Here is a 24557-nt window from a genome sequence, read left to right on the forward strand (position 1 = left end):
TTTCCGACCACCTTTCCTTCCCGTACGGACCAGTCGAGGAGTTCCATGTCACGCCCCACGGGCGGATCACCGCGGCAGCGGGCCGAAGCCGGCTCGCCGCCCCCCTCCGCACCTCGCCGCGGCAACGGCGTACTGCGCCACACCGCCGTCGCCCTGGCGGTGGTGCTCTCGGTCGAGGCCGCCGCCGTCATCATGACGACCGGTCAGGCCGTCGCCGTCACCACGGAGCAGTCCCCGAAGCCCGCCAAGGCCCTGGGCCCGGCCGAGGCCAAGGACATCGCGACCGCCCACCTCAAGGCCCGGTTGGAGAACCGCCGGATCGAGGTGGTGGACGAGCGCACCGAGTCGACCACCAGCTGGATCAACCCGGACGGCACCACCACGCTGGACCTCGCCTCCGGCCCGGTCCGCTACAAGGACAAGTCCGGCAGGCTCCAGCCGATCGACGTCGACCTGGCGCAGCAGTCGGACGGCAGTGTCAAGGCCAAGGGGCACCCGCTCAACCTCTCGCTGGCCGGCGCCACCCCGCCCGCCGCCGCGTCGGCGTTCAAGGCCGCCGGTGCCCCGGCCGGCGCCCAGCAGGCCCCGGCCACGCCGCTGGTCTCGCTGGACAACGGCAACGGCACCGCGATGTCGCTGTCCTGGCGCGGCACCCTGCCCGCTCCCACCGTGGACGGCGCCAGGGCCCGGTACGCGGACGCGCTCACCGCCACCGACCTGGTCATCGAGTCCACCCGGACCGGCTTCGAGCAGTTCCTGGAGCTCAAGGACCGCTCGGCGGTGGCCGCCAACGGCAGCGTGACGCTCACCCTGGACGCGGCCGGCCTCCAGGCCCGGCAGAACCCGGACGACTCGGTCTCCTTCCTCGACCCGAAGACCGGCGAGGAGAAGGGCCAGCTGCCCGCCCCGGTGATGTGGGACGCGCAGGTCGACGAGCGCAGCGGCGACCACACCCGCACCGCTCCGGTCGCGCTGAAGGTCGTCCAGAACGGGAACGCGATCGACCTGACGCTGACCCCGGACGCCGCGTTCCTGAACGACCCGAAGACGAAGTACCCGGTGACCATCGACCCGGCGGTCAACATCGGCGTCGGCTTCGACACCTTCGTCCAGCAGGGCTACGCCACCGACGTCTCCTCGCAGACCGAGCTGAAGCTGGGCAACAACGGCTCCGGCCAGGTGGCGCGTTCGTTCCTGCAGTTCCCGATGGCGAAGATCAGCGGGAAGCAGATCACCGGCGGCAAGCTCAACCTGTGGAACTTCCACAGCTGGTCCTGCACCGCGAAGAGCTGGGAGGTCTGGGACACCGGCACGGCCACCACGGCCACCCGCTGGACGGCCCAGCCCGGCTGGAACAAGAAGTGGGCGACGTCCACCGCGACCAAGGGCTACTCCAGCTCCTGCAACGACGGCTGGGTGAACCAGGACATCACCGCACTGGTCAAGGCCTGGGCCGCCAACGGCAACACCAACAACACCCTGGGCATCCGGGCCACCGACGAGTCCGACCCGTACGGCTGGAAGAAGTTCAACTCCGGCAACGCGACGTCCAACACGCCGTACCTGTCGGTCACGTACAACACCCCGCCGGGCGTCTCCACGCTGGTCTCCCCGGCCGACGCCGCGCTGACCAACGACGCCACGCCGACGCTGTCCGCCAAGGCGACCGACCCCGACGGCGGCAACATCGCCCTGGACTTCGAGGTCTGGGCGTCCAACGGCACGGCCGCGCTGCAGTCCGGGCGCACCGCCATGGCGGCCTCCGGCTCGACGTTCACCTGGGCCCCGGGCACCAAGCTGGCGCCGGGCGCCTACAAGTGGCGCTCGCGCTCCTGGGACGGCACCGCCAACAGCGCCTGGTCGGGCTTCCGCACGTTCACCGTGGACACCACGGCGCCGGGTGCGACCACCGTCTCCTCCGGGGACTTCCCGGCCGGCCAGTGGGCGGGCACCCCGGACGCCAACGGCAGCTACAGCGGCACCTTCACCTTCACCCCGCCGACCAGCGACGTGAAGGACATCCAGTACCGGCTGGACGGCGGGGCCTGGGTCACCGCGGCCACCACCGGCACCCCGGTCAGCGCCAAGCTCACCTTCAAGGCGGGCTCCCACACCGTCACCGCGCACACCCGGGACGCCGCGGGCAACGTCTCCGCCGACAGGACGTACGCCTTCTACGCCGGCAAGGGCTCCGCCCTGGTCGCGCCGGGCGCGGGCGAGCGCCCGGCCCGCCGCACCTCGCTGCAGGCCGAGGGCAACAGCACCTACACCGGGGTGCGCTACCAGTACCGGCGCGGTGAGACGGACGCCTGGAAGGACGTCCCGGTCGCCAACGTCGCCACCACCGACGGCAAGCCGGTGACGGCCTGGCCGTTCACCGCCCCCGGCGGCAAGCCGGCCGCGCTGACCTGGAACATCACCGACACCCTGGCCGAGAACGGCCCGGTCGACGTCCGCGCGGTGTTCACCGACGGCACCGCCACCGACGCCACCGAGCCGAACACCGTCACGGTGGACCGCAACGCGGGCACCGCGCCGGAGACCAAGGTCGGCCCGGGCGAGGTGAACACCCTCACCGGTGACCTCACCCTCACCGAGAGCGACGCCGAGGCCTTCGGCCTGCACGCCGAGCGCTCCTTCTCCTCCCGCCGGCCCGCCAACGGCTCGGCCCAGGAGGGCCAGGCGGCGATCTTCGGCCCGCAGTGGAGCTCCGGCACCACCGCCGAACTCACCGACGCCGCCTACTCCTACGTCCGCCAGACCTCGGCGACCTCCCTCTCGGTGGTCTCCGCGGACGGCTCCGAGACCGGCTTCACCGCCACCGGCGCCGGCGGCTGGAAGCCCGAGCCCGGCGCCGAGAACCTCACCCTGACCGGTGCGCTCACCGGCTCCTTCACCCTGAAGGACACCGACGGCACCACCGTCACCTTCGCCAAGGTCGACCCGGCCGCCACCACCTGGCAGGCCTCCGGCTCCTCGCTGCCCAGCGACAACTCCACCACCTCGGTGGTCTCGGAGAAGGTCGTCTCCGGCGGCAAGACCCTGGCCCGCCCGAAGTACGTGGTCGCGCCGTCCTCGGCGACCGCCTCCGCCGACTGCGCCGCCGTGCCGTCCACGGCCGGCTGCCGGGTGCTGGAGTACGTCTACGCCGACACCACCACCGCCACCGCGTCCGCCCTGGGCGACACGGCCGGCCAGGTGAAGCAGATCCGCCTGTGGTCCACCGACCCCGGCGCCGCCACCGCCACTCCCGTCGCCGTCTCGCAGTACGCGTACGACGCCCAGGGCCGGCTGCGCGAGGTCTGGGACCCGCGGATCAGCCCCGCGCTAAAGACCGCGTACGGCTACGACGCGGCCGGCCGGGTCACCACCGTGACCGAGCCCGGCGAGCTGCCGTGGACCCTGGAGTACGGCAAGGCCGGCAACGCCGCCACCGCCGGCGACGGCATGCTGCTCGCCGCCTCCCGGCCCACCCTCAAGCAGGGCAGCAAGGACGTCACCGACGGCACCGCCACCACCTCGGTCGTCTACGACGTCCCGCTGAGCGGCGCCAACGCGCCGTACCCGCTGGCGCCGTCCGACGTCGCGGCCTGGGGCCAGAGCGACGCCCCGACCGACGCCACCGCCGTCCTGCCGCCCGACGCCGTCCCGGCCACCCACGACGGCAAGGCGCTCGGCACCGCCGGCTACAACCGCGCCTCGGTGACGTACACCAACGCCTCCGGCCGCGAGGTCAACACCGCCACCCCCGGCGGCGGCATCACCACCACCGAGTACAACGCCTACGGCAGCCCGGTGCGGACCCTCTCCGCGGAGAACCGCGTCCTCGCCCTGGCCACCACCGGCAACGACCTGAACAAGCTGCGCGCCCTCGGCATCGCCGGCCGCTCGACGGCCGACCGCGCCCAGGTGCTCTCCTCGACCTCGGTCCACTCGGCCGACGGCAAGCGCCTGCTGGAGCAGTACGACCCGCTGCAGCTGGTCACCCTGGAGCACGGCGTGGCCGCCTCCGGCAGCTCCCCGGCGCTCGCCGCCGGCGACGAGGTCCCGGCCCGCGCCCACACCGTCAACGGCTACGACGAGGGCCGCCCGGCGAACGCCGCGGTCAGCGACATGACCACCTCGGTGACGGTCGGCGCCCGGATCGACGGCTACGCCGCCGACGCCGACACGCGGACCACCGCCACCGGCTACGACTGGGCCCAGGGCCTGCCCACCTCGGCCGTCCAGGACCCGGCCGGCCTGAAGATCACCACCAGCACCGGCTACGACGCCAGCGGCCGGGTGACCTCGCAGAGCCGCCCGAACTCCACCGGCTCCGACGCGGCCACCACCGTCACCACCTACTACACCGGCACCGGGACCGGCGCCTGCGCCGGCCACCCCGAGTGGGCCGACCTGGTCTGCTCGATCGCCCCGGCCGCGCAGATCGCCGGCGGCGGCGCCAACCCGCCGCAGCTGCCGACGAAGACCTTCCAGTACGACCGCTGGGGCAACGTCACGGTCCAGACCGAGACCGCCAACGGCGTCACCCGCACCACCACCCGCGGCTACGACGCGGCCGGGCGCGCCGTGAAGACCTCGATCAGCGGCGGCACCGGCACCGCGGTCGCCGACACGGTGTTCGGCTACGACCCCGCCAACGGCGAGCTGACCACCACCGCCAACGGCAAGGCCACCGTCACCCAGGGCTACGACCGGCTCGGCCGCCAGGTCTCCTACGACGACGGCGCCGGCAACGTCACCACCACCGAGTACGACAAGCTCGACCGCCCGGTGAAGAAGTCCGACTCGGTGCCGTCCACCGTGACCTACGGCTACGACACCGCCAAGGACCCGCGCGGCCTGCCCACCTCCCTGACCGACTCGGTGGCCGGCACCTTCACCGCCTCCTACGACGTCGAGGGCCGGCTGGTCTCCCAGACCATGCCCGGCGGCAACACCCTGACCAGCAGCTACGACAGCCAGGGCGTCCAGACCGGCAAGACCTACACCAACCAGGCGGGCACCGTCCTGCTGGCCGACACCGCCGACTTCACCGTCCACGGACAGCAGGCCGGCCGCACCCAGAGCGACGGCAACAGCACCACCAGCGGCTACACCTACGACGCCACCGGCCGCCTCACCAAGGCCGCCGACAGCACCGGCCTGGCCTGCTCCACCCGGACCTACGCGTTCGACAGGAGCAGCAACCGGACCAACCGCACCAGCGTCACCGACGACTGCGACCCGGCCACGGCGGACACCGTCACCCAGGCCGAGACCCACGGCTACGACACCGCCGACCGCCTCACCGACGCCGGCTACGTGTACGACGCCTTCGGCCGCACCACCGCCCTGCCCAAGGGCACCCAGGTCGGCTACCACGCCAACGACCTGGTCCGCACCGAGACCCTCGGCGACACCCGCAAGACCTGGGACCTGGACGCCGCCGGCCGCCTGGCGCTCTCCACCACGGAGACCAAGGGCACCGACGGCACCTGGACCGTCACCGCGCAGGACACCAAGCACTTCGACGGCGGCAACGACAGCCCGACCTGGTCCAAGGACGCGGCCGGCAAGCTGACCCGCAACGTCCTGGACCTGACCGGCCGGCTCACGGCCGCCACCGGCACCGACGGCGGCGCGGTCCTGCTGCTGACCAACCTGCACGGCGACGTGTCCGTCCAGATGTCCCCCGACGGCACCGAGGACCTCGCGGTCTACCACTACGACGAGTACGGCAACGTCGTCGACGCCACCGGCTCGGCCGCGTACGGCTGGCTCGGCGGGGCGCAGCGCGAGGCCGACAGCGTCTCCGGCCTCACCCTGATGGGCGTGCGCCTGTACGACCCGACCACCGGCCGCTTCCTGCAGACCGACCCGGTCCTGGAGGGCTCGCCGAACGCCTACGGCTACCCGGTCGACCCGATCACCATGGACGACCTGACGGGCATGTCCTGGAAGAAGAAGTGGGTCGCCAACTTCAGCCGGGCCGAGGGCAACACCATCGGCGGTCTGCTGGTCGTCTCCAGCAAGATCTCCAAGGGCATCTCCGGGATCCTGAAGAAGCTCCCGCACATCGCCGCCCGGGCCGCCGGCTGGGTCCTGTGGGCGCTGTCCTACCTGATGAAGAGCATCGGCAAGAAGTTCCTCAAGGCCGCCAACAAGCGGGGCAGCCACGGGGTCCGGTTCACCTTCGGCATCTGGCACTCCAGCCACTGGTACGTGCCGGACTACCCGACCTACCGCGTGGACCCGCGCTACTGAGAGCGGGGACGGCACCCGAGAGGGGGGACGGCACCACGCTGACGCTCCACTGACGCAAGGCAGGATGCACGACAGGTGAGGCCGGGCCCGGGGGTGCTCCCCCGGGCCCGGCCGCTTGCGCGCGCCGATGATCATCCCGGCGTAGGCTCTCGGCTGATCACAGGGGCACAGGAGAGGGAGACATGGGCCAGAAGATCATCCGGTTCTCGGACCTGACCGGCAAGCACGCGGAGAGCGACGCGGACCTGGTGCGGGTGGTGGTGCTCCGGCACCCCGACCTGACGGACGGTCCGGTCGAGATCGACGCGCTGGCCGGGGAGTTGGGCGGCGTGCGGGAGCTGGCGCTCGACCTGGTCACCGTCGAGCTGCACCACCCGGACCGGGCGGAGCCGCAGACGGTGGTGATGGAGGCGGCGACCTTCGACCGGCTGGCCTCGGCCGCGCCGATGGCCGAGGTGCTGCGCGGCGCCCGCCCGGCCGCCCGGACGGCCGCGCGCGAGACCGCGCCCACCCCCGTGCGGGAGGCCGCGCCCACCGCCGTGCGCGGGGCGGCGCCCGCCGCCGGCCGGGAGCGGGTCGACCACGCCGGCCTGGAGCACGCCGGACGGCCGCACCAGGGCCGCACCACCGAGGCGGAGAAGCAGGTCGTCCAGGAGCACCTGGAGAAGATCAACGAGCGGCTCGCCGCCGAGGGCGTGCGCACGATCGACCCGGCGAACGTCGAGCACGTCACCCAGTACCGGCTGGACACCCTGGCCCGGGAGACCGGTGTGATGTTCGGCTGAGCCACCCGGGTCGCGCCGCCCGGCGCTCCGGTTGCGCCGCCCGCCGGGGGGAGCTCGGCGGGGGCGGCCCGGCCCGTCGGCCGCAAAGCCCCCCGGAACGCCGTACCGCCCCGGAACGCCGTACCGCCCCGGAACGCCGTACCGCCCCGGGCCGCGCTGCCGCCGGGCGGGTGACCGCCGAGCAGGTGAACCGCCGCGACCGGCCCTCGTGTCGCCGACCGGTGCGCCGGGGCGATCGGCTGGACTGCCCGCTATGCGACTTCCATTCCGGACCGGGCGGATCGCCTCGGTCCTGGCGCTGGTGGCCGGCTCGCTGCTGAGCAGCAGCGTGCTGGCCCCACCGGCCCAGGCTGCGATCTCCTTCACCAAGAGCGTCGACAAGGCGACCGTCTCCCCGGGGGAGAACGTCACCTACACGCTGCGCTACACCTGCTCCATCACCGAGTGCACGGGCGGGAACATCCTCGACACCCTGCCGTCGAACATGCAGTTCCTCGGCTGGACGCCGGACCCGTCCTCCGTCGACGTGGCCGCCTCCACCGTGCCCGCCGCGGGCGCGACGGGCGGCACGATGGACATCAGGCTGAAGGACCTCAGTCCGGGCACCACCGCCACCATCACGGTGACGATGAAGTACCCGAACTTCACCACCCCGAACGGCGCCACCTCGACCAACTCGGCCACCATGTCGGCCACCGGCGAGACCTCGCAGACCGCCACCGCGAACACCACGGCCCAGGTGCAGCCGCAGTACACGGTGACCAAGGGCATCCAGACCTCCAGCAGCGACAACCGCACCGTCACCTACCAGTTCACCCCCTGCGCCACCGACAACGTGCCCAACGTCGACCTGGACAGCAGCCGGCTGCTGGACACCCTGCCGCCCGGCGCGGTGGTGGACACCGGCCGCTCGCCGGGCTGGACGCAGGTGCCGCCCGGCCCGAACACCTGGGGCTACGACATCGGCCCGTTCGTCTCCGGCAACGGGCGCGGCGGCTGCCGCAACCCGGGCGTCCTGGTGGTCAACTACCCGGAGGCCGCCTTCCCGGACGGGACCACCTCCGAGAACACCGTCGACCTGCTCGGCGCACCGCTCACCGAGGCCGAACGGCAGCTGGACACCTCGTCCGTCACCACCAACACGTTCCAGCCCCCGGTGACCGGCGTGGTGGTGACCGCCAGCAAGGTCTGGCGCGACACCACCACCAACGGCGACCTCAACTCCTTCAGCCTGTCCGCCACCAACACCGCGGGCCCGGCCACCAGCCTCACCATCACCGACCCCGGGGCCGGCAGCACCGACGGCGTCTACAACTGGATCTTCCCGCAGTCCCTCCAGCTGGAGCCGTGGAACCCCACCAGCATCCAACTGACCCTGCAGTACCGCCTCAACGGCGACCCCACCTGGCACACCTTCACCCCGGGCACGCCGTTCAACGGCTCCACCGCACGGCGGCTCACCTTCGCCCAGGGCGCGGGCGACCCGGCCAACGACGTGCTCGGCATCCCCGCCGGGCAGTGGCTGGACGGGCTCAAGCTCACCTGGAACGGCCCGATCCCCACCGGCTGGAGCCCCGGCAACGCGGTGCAGCTGGTCACCCAGGTCGCCACCCCCGGCCACGACGGGCGCCCCGCCCCCGAGCCGCTGACCAACTGCGTGGACACCAGCGCCACCGACGGCACCACCACCGCCAACGCCAACGCCTGCGCCCGGACCACCATCACCCAGGCCACCAACCTCGGCGCCGCCAAGACCACCGTGGCCGGCGAGCTGTCCGCCCCCGGCGGCAAGGCCACCTTCCAGGTCATCCCGTACAACCGCAGCGCCCACGACCTGGACCGCCCGCTCGTCCTGTACGACCTGCTGCCCGCCGGCGTGGTCTACATCGACGGCTCGGCCCGGCCCGACCCCGACTACCCCGACGCCAAGGCCCCCTCGTCGATCACCGTGACCCCGGGCCCGGACGGGCGCCAGCTCGTCAAGATGGAATGGCCGGCCGGCGCCCCCGACTCGACGTACCTGCACGACGCCATGGCCTACCGGATGCTCTTCGACGTCCAGGTCGCCGACAGCATCCGCTCCGGCACGCTGACCAACGACGTCTACGTCACCGTCGACCAGCCCACCCACCCGGTCGCCTGCATGTACTCCGGCTCCGACAGCGGCAGCACCCCCGACGTGCTCGACCTCAACGGCAACGGCGACACCACCGAGCTGATGTGCCACGCCTCCTCGCAGATCCAGGTCGACGTGCCGGCGGTGCTGCGCTCCTACAAGGAGGTCAAGGGGGACCTCGACGCCGACTACATGACCATCGGCACCGCCACCCCCGGCGGCCAGACGTCCTGGCGGATGACCGTCCGCAACGACTCCCCGGACCCGGTCACCGACTTCATCGCCTACGACAAGCTCCCCACCCCCGGCGACAACTACGTGCTCACCCAGGACGCCCCGCGCGGCAGCGCCTGGACCCCGTCGCTCAGCCAGCCGATCACCAGCAACGACCCGACCGTGGTGATCGAGTACGCCACCGACCCCAACCCCTGCGTGAACCCGCTGCTGGTCGACCGCACCGGCTGCAACAGCGCCGCGGTCTGGAGCACCACCTTCCCCGGGCCGGGAACGGCCACCTGGTTCCGCCTCAGCCGCCCCGGCGCCCTGGCCTCCGGCGAGTCCTTCACCCTGACCTGGCCGATGGTCGCCTCCTACGACGCGCCGGAGGGCGAGTACGCCTGGAACAGCTTCGCGTACACCGCCACCGACGCCTCCGGCCGCCAGCTGCTGCCGGCCGAGCCCGCCAAGGTCGGCGTCGCGGTCAAGCGCGTCGCCCCCTCCAACAACGCGCTGGGCGACTTCGTCTGGCACGACCGGGACGGCTCCGGGATCCAGAAGCCCGGTGACGAGGGCATCCCCGGGGTCACCGTGCACCTGCTGGACGGCAACGGGCAGCCCGTACGGGACAAGGACGGCAAGCCGGTCACCACGGTGACCGACGCCACCGGGCACTACCTGTTCGACAACCTACCGGACGGCAGCTACGCGGTGCAGTTCGACCTGACCACCCTGCCCAAGGGCGCCACCGTCACCAAGCAGCACGCCGGCACCGACCCGAGCAAGGACTCGGACGGCGACCCGACCACCGGCATCACCCAGACCGTCACCCTCAGCGGCGGGCAGCGCGACCTCGACCTCGACCTGGGCGTGATCCTCCAGACCAGCTCGCCGTCGCCCTCGCCCTCGCCCTCGCCGAGCCCGTCGCCGTCCCCCTCCCCGTCGCCGAGCCCGAGCCCGTCGCCGTCCCCGTCCAACTCCCCGTCCCCGTCGCCGTCACCGACGTCCTCGCCGAGCACGACGGCCACCGCGACCCCCACCCACCCCCACACCCCGAGCGCGTCGGAGAGCGGCGAGCTGCCGCACACCGGCGGCTCCTCCTCCGACACCCTGGTCGCGGCGCTCGGAGCCATCGCCCTCCTCGGCGGCGGCGTCCTCTGCTTCGTCGCCTACCGCCGCCCGGGCCGCCACAGCTGACGCCCGCTCGGACCCCCGCCTGACACCAGCAGGACACCAGTGGCGCCGCCCCACCGAGAGCGGCGCCACTGGCGCGTTCGGGGCCGGTACTCCTAGTCCAACTGGGACAGCACGTCGGTGATCAGCCTGGTGGCGAAGTCCTCGCCGTTGCCCGAGATCCGATTGATGTACTCCGCGAGCAGGACCACCATGGCCTCCAACGGGTTCATCTCCTCCTTCGTCCACGGTCCGTACTGGGCGCGCCAGAGGTTGGGGCTCAGGCCCGTACCGGCGGCGATGAGCAGGCCGGCCATGATGGGGATGACCTCGGGACTGAAGGTCCTCGGCATCATCCGCATGGTGGCCACCATGCTGGGGACCGCGTGCTCGATCACGTCCTCCTCCTGCTTCTCGAAGGCCGTGCGCAGCCAGTTCATGTACATGTAGACGAGCGTGCAGGCGCCTTCCACCAGCGCCTCGGCCTCGCCGGGGCCGAAGGACGCGGTGAGCTGGTCGACCAGCCGCTGGTGCTCGGGGTCCGTCCCGGACTTGCCGTCGTAGATGGACTTGAGCCGGGAGTCGATCACCATGAGCGCCGCGCTCACATCGCCGACGGGAGCGTACTTGGGGTCGCAGGACGACACGGGACTCCTCCTAGAGCGGCCATGGCCGGTACGGCCGGTCGGTTCGTAGGGTAGGCGAGCGATCGGACCGGGTCCGACGGCTCCGGCCGCGGGCACCCCGCGGTGCCGGGTACGGAAGGGCCGGGGCGGACCGGCCGGGGCGGTCCGGTGGTGGTGGGACGGGCCTCCCCGTCACCCGGCGGCGGCGCCTCACACGTCAGGGCGAGGTACCGGAAGCCGGGTTGACCGCGGCGGGCGGCGGGCGGCCGGCCCCTGCTCCGGGCCGGCCGCCCTGCCTCCCGTCAGACGGCCGACGCGGCGGACCGGGCGTTGCGGCGGCGGACGTAGACGGTGGCCAGGACACCGGCGAGCACCGCCCCGCCGCTCATCCCCGCGACGGACGGGTTGATCATCGGCACGGCGGCGGCGGGCTCCGCGCCGCCGCACCGGGCGTGCCCGATGACCAGGTTGGCGCCGTTCAGCGACGGCAGCAGGGTGAGGTGGACGGCGTTGACGGTGAGGACGCCGTTGGCGTCGGTGGTCTGCTCGTTGAGGACGATCGAACCGACCAGCGGGATGCTGACCCTGGTGTTGGCGGGGGCGTTGGCCTGGAGGTTGGTCGGGATGCCGGCGACGCTGATCGACCCGCCCGCGATCAGGCCGCTGCCGGTGGCCCCGGCGGGGGTGGCGGCGCAGGTCGAGTCGACGCCGGTCAGGGAGACCGAGGCGACACCGAGGTCGAGCCCGAGCTTGTCGACCGTCGCGGAGGCCGAGGCGGTGCCGTCGACCGGGTTCCCGGCGGTGTTCGCGGTGAGCACGGAGGTGGTGGCGACCGGCCCGACGGTGAGGCCGACCAGGGTCCGGGTGCCGCCGGACGGGTACGTCGACTCCGGCGACGGCGCGACGGCGACCGTCCCGCCCAACGCCTCCGTGGAGACGACGTAGGCGTCGGCCGCCGGGGCGGGCAGCGCGGCGTACGCCGGGGACGCCACGGACAGGGCGCCGACGGCGAGGGCGGTTCCGGCGAGGACACGGTTGCGGGTACGAGTGCGCACGGGTGGGCCTTTCGGACGGGGGGCACGGCGGACGGAGGTGTCCGCCGTACGGAGGGGGCAGGAAGGGGGGTGGTGCGTCGACTCCGCCGACCGGCCGCGGTGTTCGGTGCGGCCGCGGCCTCACCGGCCGGGGAGAAGTCTCGGCCGCTCAGACGGTGGCAATCTCCTGGGCGGCGGGCGCGGGGGCCTGACCCGGCGGCGGCTCGGCCGTACGGGCCGTCTTCTGCCAGGAGCCCTTGCCCCGCACGATCCGCCAGAAGGCGCGGACCGCGACGAGGTAGGTGGTCGCGGCGTAGACCGCGAGCGCCAGGCCGTAGCCGAGCGCGGCCCGGCGGCTGATCCCCGGTTCGCTGCGGCGCCGGTACAGCGGCCCCCAGAGGGCGAACTCGGCGACCCCGACGACCAGGTAGAGCGCGATCAGCACGGCGCCGCCCTGGCGGAGGAAGGCGAGCACGAACTCGGGGTAGAAGACCGCGTTGTAGCCGAAGGCGGCGATCGGCACCGCGTAGACCACCAGGCCGACGACCTGGAGCCAGGGCTGGACCATGAAGTAGAGGACTTCCAGGAAGCCCGCCGTGGTGAACTCCCGGGAGCTCCAGACCCGGCGCAGGTACGGCGCGCACTGCATCGAGCCCTGCGCCCAGCGGACCCGCTGGGTGATCAACTGCCGTACGTTCCACAGGGCTTCCTGGTCCACCCAGGCGGTCGTGGTGTAGCCGTTGCGCCAGCCGGCCAGCATCATCCGCAGCCCGAGCTCGAAGTCCTCCAGCAGCGCCCGGCCCCACGGCCCGCCGCTGCCGCCCCGGTCGATCGAGCGCAGCGCGCTGAGCCGGTTGGCCTGGCCGTTGCCGCCCACGTTGACGGTCCGGGTGAGCCGGCGGGTGATCTGGATGGCGGAGATCGGCCCGCGGAACTCGATGTCCTGGAGCCGGGCCAGCAGCCGGGCGAAGCGGTTGGCCAGGCGCCCCCGGTGGGGCAGCGGCACGGCCACGTCGCGGTTGGACATCCGGACCTCGACCTGGACGGCGCCGATGGCCGGGTCGCCGAAGCAGGACGCTCCGGCGAAGGTGTCCAGCATGCCCGGGGAGGGCCGTCCGTCGGCGTCCAGGACGATCAGGACGACCCGGTCGGCGTCGGCGCCCTCCGGCAGCCGGGCTTCGAGCGCCCGGTAGGCGGCGTTCAGGGCGTCGCCCTTGCCGGTGCGTGCCCGCGGCAGCCGCCGGTCGACCAGATGGACGGGCCGTCCCTCGGCGGCCCGGGCCCGTACCGCCTCGGCGGTCCGGTCCTCGCAGTGGTCGTCGACGACCCAGACCCGTGCCCGGGGGAAGTGCTCGGCGAGGTAGTCCAGGGTGGTGCCGATCACGGCCTCCTCGTCCCGGCAGGGTATGAGGAAGTGCCAGTCGAACCGGTCCGGGTCGCCCGGGGCGTCCGGGCGGACCCGCAGGAAGTTGCGCACGATCACCGTGACGTAGGCGAGGAAGCCGATCCCCAGCACGAAGGAAAGGGAGACGGACAGGTCGAGCAGGGTCACGGCGCACCGGCCTCCGCGTCGCGGGTGGACGTTCGGGTGATCAGGAGGAGGAAGAGCAGCAGCGCGATCAGGCCGGCGGCCATCATCAGCACCGAGCCGAACAGGACGTGCGTCCAGCCGAACCCCTCGTCGCCGTACCGGTACTGCATGGCGACGATCAGCGTCAGCCGGCCCAGGTTGGCGGCGAGGACCAGCGCGGCCGCCAGGACGAAACCCAGCAGGACCCGGGCCGGCCCGCGGGTGCCGAACAGCAGCAGGACTCCGGCCAGCAGGGCCAGCGGGGCGATCAGCAGCGCGCTGCTGCACCCGCTGGTGAGGGCGATCCCGCGCCCGAACCCGCTCGCGTCGCCGGCGTACAGCACCGGCGCGTCGGGGGCGGCGAGCAGCAGGGTCCGCAGGCCGAGCCCGTGCGAGACCACCCACCGCGCACCGGCCAACTCCTGGAACCGGTAGGCGCGTTCACCGGCGACCAGGGCCCCGCCCAGGCCCAGCAGCAGCGGTCCGGCCACCCCGGCGAGCACCCGGCCCGACAGCGGGGCGCGGCCGGGCCGCGACAGCGGCGGGCGGGCCGGCCCCGGTGGCCGGGCGGGTTGCGGGTACACGTCTGCGGTCACGGGGACACCCCTCGGGAGGAAGGCGGGTTGGCGGCGGGCGGCGCGGTGCGGTCCGGCGGGCTAGCGGCCGTCGCGCTTCCGGTCGGTCCGGTCAGTCCGATCGGCCCGGTCGGCGGCCAGCCGGCTGCGCCGCAGCAGTGCGACTCCCACCAGCACCAGGGCGGTGCCGGCCGCGGCCGCGAAGCCGAGGCCGGGCGAGCCGGTCGAGGCCAGTACGCCGCCGCCGGCCGCCGTCGGGGGGAGTCCGCCGCCTATGGGTCCGTACATGGTGGTTCCTCTCGTGAGGTCCGGTCGTGAGGTCGGGTCGTGATGTCCGAGTCATCCCGATCTTTGCGATCTGGAGCCGTATGTTGCTGGGCCGATCGGATGATCGGATAGGTGCGCCGCGCCCATTCGGGTGGAAATCACCCGTTTGCCGCAACCGGCCGCGCGGGGGCATCGGCGAACCGGTATCCGTGGGCGAGACCGGCCGCCAAGTGGGCCCGGTACGGCGGGTCTTGATGCACCGGCACACGAACCACCGCCGGGCCCGTTCCGCTCCCGAGGCGGCCTCGGACGGACCCCGGACGGCCTCCTGTCGGCCAAGTGGGTGACATTGTTCCCACCTATGGATCTTTCTGACGAATCCCCCCATATCGTCTGCTGATACTTCACCACCCCACCCCCTCGCCCCCTTCGGAGCGCCATGTCCTCGACCGACGTCGCCCTGGTCCTCGGAACCCGACCGGAGATCGTCAAACTCGCCGGAGTGGCCCGCCTCCTCGGCCCGCGGGCCCGCATCGTCTGGAGCGGCCAGCACTGGGACCCGGCCCTCACCACCACGTTCTTCGCCCAGTACGGCCTCCCCCGCCCGCACCACCTGCTGAAGGGCGTCGGCGGCGAACCGCGCGGCCGCCAAATAGGCCGGATGGTCAGCGCGTTGAGCGACCACCTCGCGGCCCGCCCACCGGCCGCCGTCCTCGTCCAGGGCGACACCAACACCGCCGCCGCCGGCGCCCTCGCGGCCCACTGCGCGGGCATACCCGTCGTCCACGTCGAGGCCGGACTGCGCTCCTTCGACCCCGGCATGCCCGAGGAGGCCAACCGCCGCCTGATCGCCCCGCTCGCCGACCTGCACTGCGCGCCCACCGCGACGGCGGCGGCGCACCTGCTGCGCGAGGGGATCGAAGCCGACCGGGTGGTGATCACCGGCAACACCGTCGTCGAGGCGACCCTGGCGACCCTGCCCGCCGAGGCCGAGGCCCACCGCATCGTCGCCGAACACGCCGTCACCCCCGGCGGCTACCTGCTCGCCACCATCCACCGCCCCGAGAACACCGACGACGCCGCGCGGCTCGCCCAGATCCTCGACCAGCTCGCCGCCCTGGACCTGCCGGTCCTGCTGCCGCTGCACCCCCGGACCAGGGCCGCCGTCGAGGCCTTCGGCCTGCGCGGCCCGGTCGCACGGCTGCGCCGGATCGAACCGCTGGACCACGCCGGCTTCCTCGCCCTGGCCCGGCACTGCCGGCTGCTGGTGTCGGACTCCGGCGGGGTCCAGGAGGAGTGCACGGTGCTCAAGCGCCCGCTCGTGGTGGTGCGCAACTCCACCGAGCGCCCCGAGGCCGTCCGGGCCGGCTTCGCCCGGCTCGCCCGCCCGGGCCACGAACTCGCCCGCGCGCTGCGGGAGTTGCTCGCCGACGAGGCCGTCGGCGAACGGCTGGCGCAGCTCCCCTCGCCCTACGGCGACGGGCGGGCGAGCGCCGAGATCGTCGCCGCCGTCCGCAGCCGCTACCTCGCCCCCGAGCCGCGCACCGAACAGCACACCGACCAGCGCCCGGAGCCCGACCGCACACCGGTCGCGGCCGCCGCCACCGGCGTCGGCGGACACCGCTGAGCGAGGGCGGACAGCCGCCGCCTCCAGGACCCGCCCGCAAACTGCCAGGCACGAAGGTGGCGGGTCGGACCCGTCGACCCCGCCCACCCCGGCTGGCAGGGTCGGAAGCAGCCCGCAACCGGCGGGATCGACCGCACCCGGGGGGCTCCCATGACGACGACATCCGACGGCCGGCCGGCCACCGGAGCGGGCGCGTCCGGGTGCCGGCCGCGGACCGCGGGCTGAGGCGGGCACCATGGACGACCGCTACGAGCGCCACTGCTTCGCCGACCCGCTGTTCTACGACGACCCCGCCCGCGCCGAGCACGCCGACGACCGCTTCGCCGCCGCCACCGCCCCGCTGCCGCCGGGCTGGGAGCGCCACGAGCACGGCCCCTGGATCAGCCTTCGGCCGCCGCACGCCCGACTCCCCGAGCAGGGCTGGAAGGTGCACGTCTCGGCCACCCCGGACGAGGCGGAGCAGGTCGTCGAGCAGGTCCTGGCGTACTGCCTGGAGCACGGGCTGACCTGGAAGTTCCTGCGCGGCCGGGCCACCGTGCTCGCCCTGAACAGCAAGTACGCCGACCGCCGCGCCAGCGGCAAGCTGATCACGCTCTACCCGGAGGACGACACCCGGCTGGCCCGGGTGCTGGACGACCTGTCCACCCTGCTGAAGGGCGTCCCCGGCCCCTACGTCCTGAGCGACCTGCGCTACCAGGAGGGCCCGCTCTACCTGCGCTACGGCTCCTTCGTCGAACGCCACTGCACCGACGAGCGGGGCCGGCGCGTCCCGGCGATGCTCGGCCCGGACGGCGCACTGGTGCCCGACACCCGGGGCACCGTCTTCACCGTGCCGGACTGGGCACCGGTGCCGGAGCTGGTCTCCGCCCAGCTCGCCGCCGACGCCGCGCGTGAGGCCGAGGCCCCGGCCGACTTCCCGTTCGAGGTCGTCAAGGCGCTGCACTTCTCCAACGGCGGCGGGATCTACCTGGCCACCGACCGGCGCGACGGCCGACAGGTGGTGCTGCGCGAGGCCCGCCCGCACGCCGGACTCGACTACACCGGCCGGGACGCGGTGCAGCGGCTGCTGAGCGAGCGCCGGGTGCTGGAGGCGCTGGCCGGGGTGGACTTCGTGCCCGCCCTGTACGAGTACCGGCAGGTCTGGGAGCACCACTACCTGGTCGAGGAGTACATCGAGGGCGAGCGGCTGGAGGACGTCTTCACCCGCACCTGCCCGCTCACCCACCCCGACCCGGACGAGGCCGAGCTGGCCGCGTACACCGACTGGGCGCTCGACGTGCTCGACCAGGTCGGCGGCATGCTGGCGGCGCTGCACGAGCGCGGGCTGGTCTTCGGCGACCTGCACCCCAACAACGTGATGGTCCGACCGGACGGGCGCTGCGCGCTGGTCGACTTCGAGATCGCCTTCCCCGCCGACGACCCCGCCGCTCCCCCGCTGGGCGCGCCCGGCTTCGTCTCGCCGAAGGCCCGGCGCGGAACCGCCGTGGACGCGTACGCGCTGGCCGCGCTGCGGCTCTACCTCTTCCTCCCGCTGAACATCCAGCTCGGGCTGGACTCGGGCAAGGCCGAGCTGGCCGGCCGGGAGATCTCCCGCCGCTACCCCGTGCCCGCCGGGTTCGGGGCCGGGGTGGCCGAGGCGCTGCACCGGGCGGCCGGCGGGAAGCTGCCGGCGGGTGCCACCGAACGCGCTCCGGGTGCCGCCGACGGCGCCGCGGGGCCGGCTCGTCCGGCCTGGCCCCAGGAGCCCTCGGCGGACACCGAGGCCTGGCACCCGGTGCTGGACTCGCTGGCCGCGGGCATCCTGGCGATGGCCACCCCGGACCGGACGGACCGCCTCTTCCCCGGCGACGTCGAACAGTTCGGCCCGGGCCACGGCGGCCTGGGACTGTCCTACGGCGCGGCTGGCGTCCTGTACGCGCTCCGGGCCTGCGGCCGCCCCGCCCCGCCCGAGCACACCGACTGGCTGGTGGCCCGCGCGAACGCCGCGGCCGACCTGCCGCCCGGCCTCTACGACGGGCTGACCGGCATCGCCTGGACGCTGGCCCGGCTCGGGGCGACCCGGGAGGCCGACGCGCTGGTCGAGCGGCTGCTCGCCACCGAGGCCCCGGCCGATCCGGGGCTCGGCTCCGGACGGGCCGGCATCGCGCTCGGCCTGCTCGACCTGGCCGACGTGCTCGGCCGCGAGCGGCTCGCCGACCGGGCCCTGGCCCTCGGCCACGAGCTGGCCCGGGACGAACCCGCACCCCGGCTGCGCGGACTGCTGGACGGCTGGAGCGGGCAGGCCGCACTGTTCCTGCGGCTGTACGGGCACACCGGCGAGCGGCGCTGGCTGACGGCGGCCGAGGCGGCGCTCGGCCGCGAACTGGACGAGGCGGACGTCACCGACGGGATGCTCTTCCTGGTCGAGGACCGCCACCGCCGCAAGCTCCCGTACCTGGCCGCGGGCGGCGTCGGCACCGCCCGGCTGATCTCCGAGCTGGCGCGGTACAGCGGGGCGGACCGGCCCGACGGCGCGGGCCGGCTGCCCGGCCGGTTCGCCCAGGCGACCGCCGCCGCCGACCGCGCCTGCCTCCCCGACCTGATCGCGGCGGCCGGCCTGTTCGAGGGCCGGGCCGGCCTGGTACTGCACCTGCTGCGCGGCGGACGCGGGGCCGAGGCCGACCGCCACCTGCGGCTGCTGGAGTGGCACGTGATGAACCATCGCGGCCACCTCGCCTTCCCGGGCCGGCGCTCGATGCGCCTGTCGGCGGACCTGGCCACCGGCGCCGCCGGAGTCCTGGTCGCGCTGCACGAGGCCGTCCTCGGCCCGGTGCCGCTGCCCGGCATCACCGACTTCCCCGGTCCTGAGGCCTCGCGGCCCTGAGGCTTCGAGGCCCCTGGGACCCGGGGGACCACCACGGCCACCACCCGGTGGCCGGCACCACCACGGAAAGGAACGACCATGACCCAGATCCTGGCCCTCCAGGGCCTCCAGAGCGAGATCGGCACCGGTGCCGTCGAGCCCAACAGCCACTGGAGCAGCTTCGCCCACTACCGCGCCGAGGCGCCCGTCGCCGAGGAGGCCGGTCTCTGATGTCGACGATCCTCTCCCTCCAGGCGCTCGAGGCCGCCCAGGACGACGCGGCCGTCCCGTTCAGCCACTGGAGCACCGACCTGCACCTGCCGTTCGGCGCCCCGGTCGAGGCTGCGGAGTAATCCTCCGACCGACGACGCGCAGGCCCGCCGGGACCACCCGGCGGGCCTCCGTCCGTCGTTCCCGGGCCCTTGCCCGCCGTGCCCGCCGGGTTGGGGCCGGCCTCAGCAGGGCCCGGTGGCGTCCGCCGGGACGGTGAGCCCGGCCCGCTCGGCCAACGCCCCGGCCTGGAACCGGCTCTGCGCACCCAGACGCGCCAGCAGCTCGGCGATGTGGCGCCGGCAGGTGCGGGTCGACATGCCCAGCCGCCGGGCGATCGTGTCGTCCTTCTCCCCGGCGGCGAGCAGCACCGCGATCACGTCCTCGACCTCGCGGGACACCGTACGGGCGGCCCGCGGCGCGGTGTCGTACGGGACCGCCTGGCTCCACTCGTGCTCGAAGAGCCCGACGAAGTACGCCACCAGGGACGGCTCCCGGACCAGCAGCGCCGCTCCGGTGGCGAGCCTGGCCGGCACGAAGGCCGTCGTCCGGTCCACCACGACCAGCCGGGCCGGCACCTCGGCGCGGGTCCGGACCTCCGCCCCCGCGGCGATGACCAGCTCCGCGTAGGAACGGGTGGGCGGGTCGAACCGGGCCGGGTGCTGGTACAGGCTCCGCAGCCGGACGCCCCGCCCCAGCGCGGCCAGGTCCCGGGGCAGCGCCTCCGTCAGGTCCGCCTGCGGGTGCCCGCCGCCCGGCTGGACGGTCAGCACCTCCTCCTTGGCGGCGCCCACCACGGAGCCGAGCGCCGAACCGGCCGCGTGGGCGTCCTCCAGCAGGCGGACCGAGCCGTCCACGCCGCCGCCCTGCGCCCGGTACACCGGCTCCAGCGAGGCCACCTCGGCGCGCAGCCCCGCCAGCGCGGCCTGACGGCGGCCCAGCTCGGCCTCCGCGATGCGCAGCCGCGCCTCCTCCCGTCCGGTCAGCCGCGCGGCGGCCGCCTCCGGGCCGACCGCCGCGAAGCAGCCCGGCCCGGCTCCCGGTCGCCGCACCAGCAGGCACAGCGCCGCCAGCCGGTCGACGGCCGCCCGGCAGCGCGCCTCGCCGAGCCCGAGGTCGGTGGAGATCCGCGCCAGGTCGGCGGGCTCGACCCGCCGGTGCCGCACCGCCCACTCGTAGACCAGCCGCGTCTCGCGATCGAGCAGGGCCTCCCGCCCCGACGACCGGACCGCGTCCGTTTTCACCGGATTCATCCACCCCTCCTCAGTCGGCCAACAACTTCCTGGCCCCCTCACCCCCTGGCGGCCGCCGCGACCGTTGACGACGATCGAACAACCGCTTCCGGGGCCGACCGACCGCCGGACGCGACCGTCGACCGTCGGCCGCCACCAGCTGTCAAGAGGGCTGTCATGAAAGAACGTGGAACCGTCCACATCGCGTTCACCCCACACGCACCAGGAGCCCCACTGGGCTCCGTCCCGGCCCCCACCACCCCCACCGCCGAGTCGGGCGACGGCACCGTCGCCTTCTACGCCTGGGCCGTCCGCCGGGACCGGCCCGCACCGGTCCGGCCCGTGCCCGGGCAGTCGTGGCGGGCCGAGCAGTCGTGGACGGCCGCACAGGCGGTCCACGGGCGGCCGGAGACCGGCGCACCCGCCGTACGGCCGGAGGAGGTGCCGCCGGGCCACGGCGCCGTGCACGCGATCGTCGGCGACCGGCTGCTGCGGGCCCGCCGGGAGGTCGTCCTCTGCTGCCCCGGCGGCGACCCGACGGCGGCGGCGCTGGCCGACCTGGTCGTGGCCGAACTGCCGCGCACCGACCCCGCGCTGCGGGTCCGGATCGTCCACCAGCACCCCGCGCGCTTCCACCTGCCCACCCAGCGCCAGGCCCGGGCCGCGGAACGGGCCGGCGCCGAGGTGCGGACCACCGGGGAGAGCTGCGGCCCGCTGCTGGTCGTCGACCGGGAGAGCGCCTTCCTGCCGGAGCGGGGACGGACCGACGGGCTCGTCCTGGTGGACCAGCCGTCGGTGGTGGCCCACCTGGCCGACTCCTTCGAGACGCTCTGGCACCAGGGCGAGGCCTTCCGCAGCGGCCCGGCCGCCGCCCGCGCCGTCTCGGACGAGCTCCGGACGACGATCCTGCGGCTGCTCGCCGACGGCCTGAAGGACGAGGTCATCGCCCGCCGGCTCGGGCTCTCGCTGCGCAACTGCCGACGGCACATCGCCAGCCTCTACAGCTCCCTGGGCGCGGACAGCCGCTTCCAGGCGGGCGTGCTGGCGGAGCGTCACGGCCTCACCGGGACGGCGGCGGCCGCCGCCGTCGCCACCGGAGGCCGCTGACGGCCGGCCCGGGTGCGACGGCGACACGCCCGGCGTCACACCGCCGTCACGTTCACCACGGATACTCGGACGGGCCCACCGCCCGCGCCCCGTACGACGGAGGACCCGCCTGTGACCGCCGGCCCCGACCGCCCCACGTTCCTGCTGGTCCACGGCGCCTGGCACGGCGCCTGGTGCTGGGACCCCCTGCGCGCCGCCCTCGCCGCCGACGGCTGGCGCTCCCACGCCGTGGACCTGCCCAGCTCCGCCGCCCACCCCGACGGCGCCCGGTCGGCGGGCCTGCTGGAGGACGCCGCCGTGATCCGCGACCACCTGCGGCGGATCGACGGCCCGGTGGTGACGGTCGCCCACTCCTACGGCGGCGCCCCCGCCACCGAGGCCGTCGCGGGCGCCGCCAACGTGGTGCGGGCGGTGTACGTCTCCGCCTTCCAACTGGACGTGGGCGAGAGCACGTTCTCCTTCCTGGGGATTCCCTCACCGGAGGACGACACGGGCCACACCCCGCCGGACGTCGCCCACGCCCGCCAGGAGTACTACGCCGACGTGCCCGCCGACGTCGCCGACCGCGCGGTGGCCCGGCTGAGCCCGCAGAGCGTCCGGTCCTTCACCGAGCCGGTGACCACGGCGGGCTGGCGCACGGTGCCCTCCAGCTACGTCGTCTGCGACCAGGACCAGGCCCTCGACCTGTCCCAGCAGCACCGGCTCGCCGCCCGCGCCGACACCGTCCACCGACTGCCCAGCAGCCACTCCCCGTTCCTGTCCATGCCCGGGGAGCTCGCCGCCCTGCTGGCGCGGATCGCCGGCTCCGCCGCACCCTCGGCCTGACGTCAATCCCCTTGTTGACAAGGGGTGTTGGCGGACACGCCAGGGTGGTCCGGCTCGTGCCGGACCACCCCGCCACGGCCCACGCCGGTCAGCCCGCCTCGGTGCGCGGCTCCAGCCGGGTACCCGTCCGGAGGGTGATCGACATCAGGTCGCTGGGGGCGTCGAGTTCCAACCGGTGCCAGCGGCCCCGGGGCACGATCGCGGCGGTGCCCGCCGTCAGCCGCACCACCGACTCGGCCTCGCCGGGCTCACCGGCCTCGCCGGGCTCACCGGGCTCGCCGGGCTCACCGGGCTCGACCGGGCGGAGGAAGAGCCGGACGCCGCCGGCCAGGCAGCAGACCGCCTCCTCGGCCTCGGGGTGCATCTCCCAGTGGTCGGCGTGGACCTCGGTGTCGCTCTCCACGTGGAAGGTCGCGATCTGCCAGGCCCCGGCGTCGCCGCCGGTCATCCGCCGCCCGGTGGCCCGGACGTCGCCGTCGGGGTGGATGTGCAGGGCCGAGGAGAACAGGTCCACGGCCTCGATCGGCGTGGTCGTCATGAGCGGGTTCCTTCCAGTCGGCTCTCCGCGCGGTTCCGCGCGGAGCTTTCTGCCGGGCCCTCCGCTACGGGGGTGAGCGGGTCGGGGAGGCCCGGCGCCTCCGGCCGCCGCCGGGGCAGCACGGCGACCGCCACCAGCGCGGCGAGGACGAAGAGCCCGGCGGTGACGGCCAGTCCGGTGGCGTAGCCGTCGTTGAGGGCGGTCGGGTCGGTGGCGCCGCCGGTGCGGTGCGCGGCGACGGTGGCCAGGGCCGCCAGGCCGACGCAGCCGCCGAGCTGGCGCGAGCTGTTGAGCAGGCCGGAGGCCATCCCGGCCTCGCGGGCGGCCATACCGGTGGTCCCGGCGGCGGCGACCGGGGCCAGGACCAGTCCGGTGCCGACGCTGGTGACCAGCGACGGTCCGAGGACGTCGGTGAGGAAGCCGCCGTCCGGGCTGATCAGCGCGAACCAGGCCAGGCCCGCGGCGGCCAGCACGGCCCCGGGCACCAGGGCGGCCCGCGGAGTGCGGCGCGCGACGACGCGGGTGGCGAACACGGTGCCCGCGACCAGTCCGGCCGAGAAGGGCAGGAAGGCGAGGCCGGTGGCGGCGGCACCCAGGCCCAGGACCTGTTGGAGGTAGAGCGAGACGAAGTAGAAGGCGGTGAACTGCCCGGCGGCGGCCAGGAACACCAGCACGTTGGCACCGGCCACCCAGCGGCTGCGCAGCAGGCCGAGGCGGAGCAGCGGCGCGGCGGTCCTGGCCTCGGTGACGGCGAAGGCGGCCAACAGGGCGCCGGCGGCGGCGAGCGTCCCCAGGGTGGCCGGGGAGCCCCACCCCCGGACGTCGGTGCGGACCACGCCGAACACCAGCAGCCCGATGCCGGCGGTCGCGAGGACGGCGCCGAGCACGTCCGGCCGCTCCCGCCGTACGGGCTTCACGGGCTCTCCGGGCCGCACCTCGGCGGGCAGCAGGGCGAGCGCCGTCGCCACGACGGGCAGGTTGACCAGCATGACCCAGCGCCAGCTCGCGTACTCGGTCAGCAGCCCGCCCGCCAGCACCCCCAGGGCGCCGCCGGCGGCGTTCGTCGCGCTCCACACGCCGAGCGCGCGCACCCGCCCGGGCCCTTCGGTGAACGTGGTGGTGAGCATCGCGAGCGCGGCCGGGGCGGCCGCCGCGGCGCCCACACCCTGCCCGGCGCGGGCGGCGACCAGCTGCCAGGGCTCCTGGGCCAGCCCGCCGCCGAGCGAGCAGAGGCCGAAGACGGCCAGGCCGAGCAGGAGCAGCCGGCGCCGTCCGTACAGGTCGCTCGCGCGGCCGCCGAGCAGCAGGAGCCCGCCGAAGGTGAGCGCGTAGACGTGCACGACCCAGGAGAGGTCGAGCGGGGCGAATCCCAGGTCGGTCCGGATCGCGGGCAGGGCGACGTTGACCACCGACATGTCCAGGGCGAAGACGAACTGGGCGACGGCCACCGCCGCCAGCACCCGACCGGGGCGCCCCCGTGAGTTTTTGTACATGTATAGAAAGTA

Annotated in this window: 17 protein-coding genes; 9 read left to right on the forward strand and 8 right to left on the reverse strand. The window is 74.3% G+C overall.

Annotated features, from left to right (window positions below; genetic code table 11):
* Positions 1-45 precede the first annotated feature (45 nt).
* The 3 genes from ACFY4B_RS27965 to ACFY4B_RS27975 all read left to right on the forward strand — a co-directional run bounded on the left by ACFY4B_RS27965 (position 46) and on the right by ACFY4B_RS27975 (position 10563).
* Entirely contained in the window at positions 46-6249 is a 6204-nt protein-coding gene (locus ACFY4B_RS27965) for a DNRLRE domain-containing protein (protein ID WP_387972461.1), read from the forward strand.
* Positions 6250-6431: 182 nt separating this feature from the next.
* Entirely contained in the window at positions 6432-7034 is a 603-nt protein-coding gene (locus ACFY4B_RS27970) for a hypothetical protein (protein WP_387972464.1), read from the forward strand.
* 253 nt (positions 7035-7287) lie between these two features.
* The gene (locus tag ACFY4B_RS27975) at positions 7288-10563 is read left to right on the forward strand and encodes an SdrD B-like domain-containing protein (protein ID WP_387972467.1); all 3276 of its coding nucleotides are present in this window, start codon (positions 7288-7290) and stop codon (positions 10561-10563) included.
* A gap of 92 nt (positions 10564-10655) precedes the next feature.
* Here ACFY4B_RS27975 and ACFY4B_RS27980 read toward each other — a convergent pair whose 3' ends face one another.
* The 5 genes from ACFY4B_RS27980 to ACFY4B_RS28000 all read right to left on the reverse strand — a co-directional run bounded on the left by ACFY4B_RS27980 (position 10656) and on the right by ACFY4B_RS28000 (position 14632).
* Positions 10656-11132: a hypothetical protein gene (locus tag ACFY4B_RS27980; RefSeq protein WP_387972585.1), complete on the reverse strand. Its 477-nt coding sequence runs from the start codon at positions 11130-11132 to the stop codon at positions 10656-10658.
* Between the two features lie 335 nt (positions 11133-11467).
* Positions 11468-12220, reverse strand: coding sequence for a choice-of-anchor P family protein (locus tag ACFY4B_RS27985; protein ID WP_387972470.1), 753 nt, complete (start codon positions 12218-12220; stop codon positions 11468-11470).
* 148 nt (positions 12221-12368) lie between these two features.
* Positions 12369-13751, reverse strand: a complete 1383-nt coding sequence (locus ACFY4B_RS27990) for a glycosyltransferase (protein ID WP_387972473.1) — start codon at positions 13749-13751, stop codon at positions 12369-12371.
* Entirely contained in the window at positions 13748-14365 is a 618-nt protein-coding gene (locus ACFY4B_RS27995; RefSeq protein ID WP_387972476.1) for an archaeosortase/exosortase family protein, read from the reverse strand. Before ACFY4B_RS27995 ends, ACFY4B_RS27990 begins: the two co-directional genes overlap by 4 nt.
* A 60-nt stretch (positions 14366-14425) precedes the next feature.
* On the reverse strand, positions 14426-14632 hold the full coding sequence (locus tag ACFY4B_RS28000) for a hypothetical protein (RefSeq protein ID WP_387972479.1): 207 nt from the start codon (positions 14630-14632) through the stop codon (positions 14426-14428).
* A 418-nt stretch (positions 14633-15050) separates the two neighbouring features.
* Here ACFY4B_RS28000 and wecB point away from each other — a divergent pair, with 418 nt between their 5' ends.
* The 4 genes from wecB to ACFY4B_RS28020 all read left to right on the forward strand — a co-directional run bounded on the left by wecB (position 15051) and on the right by ACFY4B_RS28020 (position 19433).
* The gene (wecB, locus tag ACFY4B_RS28005; protein ID WP_387972480.1) at positions 15051-16238 is read left to right on the forward strand and encodes a non-hydrolyzing UDP-N-acetylglucosamine 2-epimerase; all 1188 of its coding nucleotides are present in this window, start codon (positions 15051-15053) and stop codon (positions 16236-16238) included.
* A gap of 235 nt (positions 16239-16473) precedes the next feature.
* Positions 16474-19101: a class III lanthionine synthetase LanKC gene (gene lanKC, locus ACFY4B_RS28010; protein ID WP_387972483.1), complete on the forward strand. Its 2628-nt coding sequence runs from the start codon at positions 16474-16476 to the stop codon at positions 19099-19101.
* Between the two features lie 78 nt (positions 19102-19179).
* Positions 19180-19311, forward strand: a complete 132-nt coding sequence (locus ACFY4B_RS28015) for a hypothetical protein (protein ID WP_255357466.1) — start codon at positions 19180-19182, stop codon at positions 19309-19311.
* Positions 19311-19433 carry a hypothetical protein gene (locus ACFY4B_RS28020; RefSeq protein WP_255357467.1) on the forward strand — a complete coding sequence of 41 codons (123 nt, stop codon included), beginning with the start codon at positions 19311-19313 and terminating at the stop codon, positions 19431-19433. The genes ACFY4B_RS28015 and ACFY4B_RS28020 overlap by 1 nt, the downstream gene beginning before the upstream one ends.
* A 102-nt stretch (positions 19434-19535) precedes the next feature.
* Here the strand turns inward: ACFY4B_RS28020 and ACFY4B_RS28025 are convergent, their stop codons facing one another.
* Positions 19536-20603: a LuxR C-terminal-related transcriptional regulator gene (locus ACFY4B_RS28025; protein WP_380775661.1), complete on the reverse strand. Its 1068-nt coding sequence runs from the start codon at positions 20601-20603 to the stop codon at positions 19536-19538.
* Between the two features lie 156 nt (positions 20604-20759).
* Between ACFY4B_RS28025 and ACFY4B_RS28030 the strand changes: the two genes are divergently transcribed.
* Entirely contained in the window at positions 20760-21689 is a 930-nt protein-coding gene (locus ACFY4B_RS28030; RefSeq protein ID WP_387972487.1) for a LuxR C-terminal-related transcriptional regulator, read from the forward strand.
* 111 nt (positions 21690-21800) lie between these two features.
* The gene (locus ACFY4B_RS28035; RefSeq protein WP_387972490.1) at positions 21801-22514 is read left to right on the forward strand and encodes an alpha/beta fold hydrolase; all 714 of its coding nucleotides are present in this window, start codon (positions 21801-21803) and stop codon (positions 22512-22514) included.
* A gap of 88 nt (positions 22515-22602) precedes the next feature.
* Here the strand turns inward: ACFY4B_RS28035 and ACFY4B_RS28040 are convergent, their stop codons facing one another.
* Positions 22603-23052: a cupin gene (locus ACFY4B_RS28040; RefSeq protein ID WP_387972492.1), complete on the reverse strand. Its 450-nt coding sequence runs from the start codon at positions 23050-23052 to the stop codon at positions 22603-22605.
* A complete protein-coding gene (locus tag ACFY4B_RS28045) occupies positions 23049-24545 on the reverse strand; it encodes an MFS transporter (protein ID WP_387972495.1) in 1497 nt (498 codons plus the stop codon). The genes ACFY4B_RS28040 and ACFY4B_RS28045 overlap by 4 nt, the downstream gene beginning before the upstream one ends.
* Between the last annotated feature and the right edge of the window lie 12 nt (positions 24546-24557).

This window comes from Kitasatospora sp. NPDC001261 (genome assembly GCF_042896795.1).
Classification (GTDB): domain Bacteria; phylum Actinomycetota; class Actinomycetes; order Streptomycetales; family Streptomycetaceae; genus Kitasatospora.

Bases quoted from the DNA above. Each gene is read 5' to 3' on its own strand.
- ACFY4B_RS27965 (WP_387972461.1), top strand. From the start codon at position 46: ATGTCACGCCCCACGGGCGGATCACCGCGGCAGCGGGCCGAAGCCGGC.
- ACFY4B_RS27970 (WP_387972464.1), top strand. From the start codon at position 6,432: ATGGGCCAGAAGATCATCCGGTTCTCGGACCTGACCGGCAAGCACGCG.
- ACFY4B_RS27975 (WP_387972467.1), top strand. From the start codon at position 7,288: ATGCGACTTCCATTCCGGACCGGGCGGATCGCCTCGGTCCTGGCGCTG.
- ACFY4B_RS27980 (WP_387972585.1), bottom strand. From the start codon at position 11,132: ATGGTGATCGACTCCCGGCTCAAGTCCATCTACGACGGCAAGTCCGGG.
- ACFY4B_RS28000 (WP_387972479.1), bottom strand. From the start codon at position 14,632: ATGTACGGACCCATAGGCGGCGGACTCCCCCCGACGGCGGCCGGCGGC.
- wecB (WP_387972480.1), top strand. From the start codon at position 15,051: ATGTCCTCGACCGACGTCGCCCTGGTCCTCGGAACCCGACCGGAGATC.
- lanKC (WP_387972483.1), top strand. From the start codon at position 16,474: ATGGACGACCGCTACGAGCGCCACTGCTTCGCCGACCCGCTGTTCTAC.
- ACFY4B_RS28015 (WP_255357466.1), top strand. From the start codon at position 19,180: ATGACCCAGATCCTGGCCCTCCAGGGCCTCCAGAGCGAGATCGGCACC.
- ACFY4B_RS28020 (WP_255357467.1), top strand. From the start codon at position 19,311: ATGTCGACGATCCTCTCCCTCCAGGCGCTCGAGGCCGCCCAGGACGAC.
- ACFY4B_RS28025 (WP_380775661.1), bottom strand. From the start codon at position 20,603: ATGAATCCGGTGAAAACGGACGCGGTCCGGTCGTCGGGGCGGGAGGCC.
- ACFY4B_RS28030 (WP_387972487.1), top strand. From the start codon at position 20,760: ATGAAAGAACGTGGAACCGTCCACATCGCGTTCACCCCACACGCACCA.
- ACFY4B_RS28040 (WP_387972492.1), bottom strand. From the start codon at position 23,052: ATGACGACCACGCCGATCGAGGCCGTGGACCTGTTCTCCTCGGCCCTG.
- ACFY4B_RS28045 (WP_387972495.1), bottom strand. From the start codon at position 24,545: ATGTACAAAAACTCACGGGGGCGCCCCGGTCGGGTGCTGGCGGCGGTG.